The sequence below is a fragment of the Methanobrevibacter sp. genome (assembly GCF_045577275.1).
Taxonomy (GTDB): domain Archaea; phylum Methanobacteriota; class Methanobacteria; order Methanobacteriales; family Methanobacteriaceae; genus Methanobrevibacter.
On sequence record NZ_JAZNIB010000326.1, the window covers coordinates 1 to 3,022 of the forward strand.

General features: G+C 31.8%; 3 protein-coding genes. 1 reads left to right on the plus strand and 2 read right to left on the minus strand.

Going from position 1 to position 3,022, the window contains the following annotated elements; translation table 11 throughout:
* Positions 1 to 150 precede the first annotated feature (150 nt).
* Positions 151 to 885: an archaeosine tRNA-ribosyltransferase gene (locus tag ACKI67_RS09445; RefSeq protein WP_407463280.1), complete on the plus strand. Its 735-nt coding sequence runs from the start codon at positions 151 to 153 to the stop codon at positions 883 to 885.
* A gap of 64 nt (positions 886 to 949) precedes the next feature.
* Here ACKI67_RS09445 and xseB read toward each other — a convergent pair whose 3' ends face one another.
* Together xseB and xseA are read right to left on the minus strand one after the other, a co-directional pair.
* Entirely contained in the window at positions 950 to 1,180 is a 231-nt protein-coding gene (xseB, locus tag ACKI67_RS09450; protein WP_298536406.1) for an exodeoxyribonuclease VII small subunit, read from the minus strand.
* A gap of 43 nt (positions 1,181 to 1,223) precedes the next feature.
* A complete protein-coding gene (xseA, locus tag ACKI67_RS09455; protein WP_407463281.1) occupies positions 1,224 to 2,480 on the minus strand; it encodes an exodeoxyribonuclease VII large subunit in 1,257 nt (418 codons plus the stop codon).
* Between the last annotated feature and the right edge of the window lie 542 nt (positions 2,481 to 3,022).

Below are 3,022 nucleotides of genomic sequence, written 5' to 3' on the forward strand. Positions count from 1 at the left end.
AAAAAAAATTTAGTAAATGAATAAAATAATAGGAATATAAAATTTTTCTAAACATACAAAATTTAAGCAAATAGGAAACTACAAAAATCTTAATTAATAAAAAGAATAGATAATTAATTGAATCATAAAAAACAAGGAATTTAAGATAAAATGAAACAATTTGAAATCAAAAGCCATGATGGCCCTGGAAGATATGGAAAGCTTGGAGATATGGAAACTCCAACATTAATCAATAAAGATGATTTTAATATAGCTAAAGACGAATCTTCAGCTTATGATGTTGAAAGGGAAATAGCTGAGTGGAGCGTTAATCAAACCATTGAAAAAGCTAAGGCAGTTGAAGATAAGGAAATAGCAGTTATCCAAGGAAGCAAATACCTCGATTTACGTATAAAATGCTTGAAGGAACTTGAAGGGCTTGGATACAACGGATTCATCATAGCGAATGCAGATGAATTGCTCCTTCACCCAAGAGACTTGGTTGACCTGATTGTTGCCCTAAGGCAAAATATGAAATCATCAAGCTATTTGATCTTCCCATTTGCTGAAGCGCAATTCATTCCACTTCTTGCATATATGGGAGTGGATGCATTCTTTGATGATATTGGAGGCTACTACAGCTATCTCAATGTTCTTATGAGCCCAACCAAAAACTATGACTTGAATACCTACGAACTCTATGAAATGACTAGAGAAGAGCTTGAAGCATATAATAAGAATACAATTGACTTCGTGCTTAGAGAAGTTAGGGAACATATGAAAAACAGCAGTTTGAGAAACCTTGTAGAGGAAAGGTCTGCTACAAGCCCACAGTATGCTTCTGCACTTAGAATACTTGATAAGAATTACTCTGATTACTTATTGGAGTACACTCAGGTTTATTAATTAAAAAAAGATTAAAAAAAGAATTTTAAGAAGAGATAACTCTTCTTAACTTATTTTATTGTTTTTATTCATTTACTTCAAATTCAACTACTTCTTTATTATCATTCACTATTTTTGCAATAGCTTCTTGAGCGCTATTTAGTTTTTCATCACATTCCTTGACTAAAACCATTGCTTTCTTAAACTCTTCTATTGCATCATCCAAGGAAACTTCACCGGTTTCCAAGTTGTTTACGATTTTTTCCAATTCAGCTAATTTTTCTTCAAAACTAAAATTCTCGTTTTCTTCAGCCATCATATCACCTTTGATTTAATCTTTTTAATTTTCAATTCTATAATTATAAGACTCTTGTATTCACTTTGCCATCCTTAAATTCTAATTCCAATTCATCATCCTTTTTTAAGTCTTTTGCATAAGACACTACCTTTCCTTTAGATCTTGCAACTGCATATCCTCTTTGTATAGTCAATAAAGGATTTAAAACCTTTAGCTTATCAATATTCCGTGATAATGTAATGGTTTTCTCATCTAGAATTGACTGAGGATTTCTAAAAACATTAGAACTCTTGACTTTAGATAATCTAATCTGATTTGAATGAATCATCTCTTTTGAAGAGGAGACCAATCTGCCTTTAATGAAGTCCAAATCCATCACTTTCCTTTCATGGATCATATATGGATTCTTGAATAATGGCCTATTCTTTATCCTTTCGAATTTCTCAAGATTATCATTCAATTGCTTGGACATAACATTGTTTGCTCTTGAGTCAAAATCATCAACTTTTGAGCTTATCTCTCTAATGTCCGGAACAGCAATTTCCGCAGCTGCAGTTGGAGTTGCAGCTCTTTTATCTGCAACATAGTCTGCAATGGTCCAATCGATTTCGTGGCCCACTGCACTTATCACAGGAGTTTTACATGCAAGTATTGCCTTTGCAACAATCCTTTCATTAAAGGCCCATAAATCCTCTATGCTTCCACCACCTCTACCTACAATAAGAGTGTCTAGTTCAAATTCATTGTCAGCGACAAATATTTGCCTTACAATATTGTTTGCTGCCAAATTTCCTTGAACAAGAGATGGGAATAGAATGATCTCACATAAAGGCCATCTTCTCTTGATAGTTGTTACAATATCCCTAATGGCTGCTCCTGTTGCAGCAGTGACAACCCCTATTTTCTTAGGAAACTTAGGTATTGGCTTTTTTAGAGAATCATCAAAATAGCCCTCGCTTTCCAGTTCCTTCTTCAATTGCTCAAATGCAATATGCAATTCACCTAATCCATCTTCAATAATCCTTTGAGCGTAGAGCTGATAGTTTCCACGTGATTTATAGACATCAACATATCCTCTGACCAAAACCTTCATGCCGTTTTTAGGTTCAAATTTGAGCCTAGAGGCAAAACCGTAAAACATGACTCCAGGAATCACACTGCCTTCATCCTTTAGGCTGAAATAGCAATGCCCAGACGAATAACGCTTAAAGTTAGATATTTCTCCCCTTACATAGACTTGCTTCAATCTAGAGTCTGAATTAATCAGATTCCTTATATAGTCTGTAAGCTGAGACACTGAAATATATTCCTCTTCCATTACATAACCCCATATTTTAATACAAAGTTTATAGACTTGATTATTTATAAATATTTGCTATTTTATAGATATTTTTTTAATGATATAATAAGTTTGTTAAAATGAGATTGGGATATTTTGAAAATAAGTTAAAAATGCTTAAAAAAAGTTAAAAATAGTAAATTATTTATAAAAAGTTAAATGAATTCTAAAAAGAATTCAAATAACAATTTACCCAACAATAAATTTTAGGATTTGTATTTCAAAGGAAATAAATCCTTTTCAATTATAATGTTAATTTTATAATATATAAAGTTTTTTGAAAAACTCAAATCAATATTATAATCCATTACAAAAAGGGATGAAAAAGCCACCTAAGGAAAAATCTTAAACCTACATTTTTTTATAAAGTTCTACAATGCAATACAATTAAGCTAAGAAAAGTAAAATGATTTTGAGAATTTCAATGAAGAAATCCAAAACCAATTCTATATCCAGTTCCATTGTATCACCTCCTAGAAATTTATCGTTGGGAATAATTTTTTAAGGTGGTAAAAACCTAA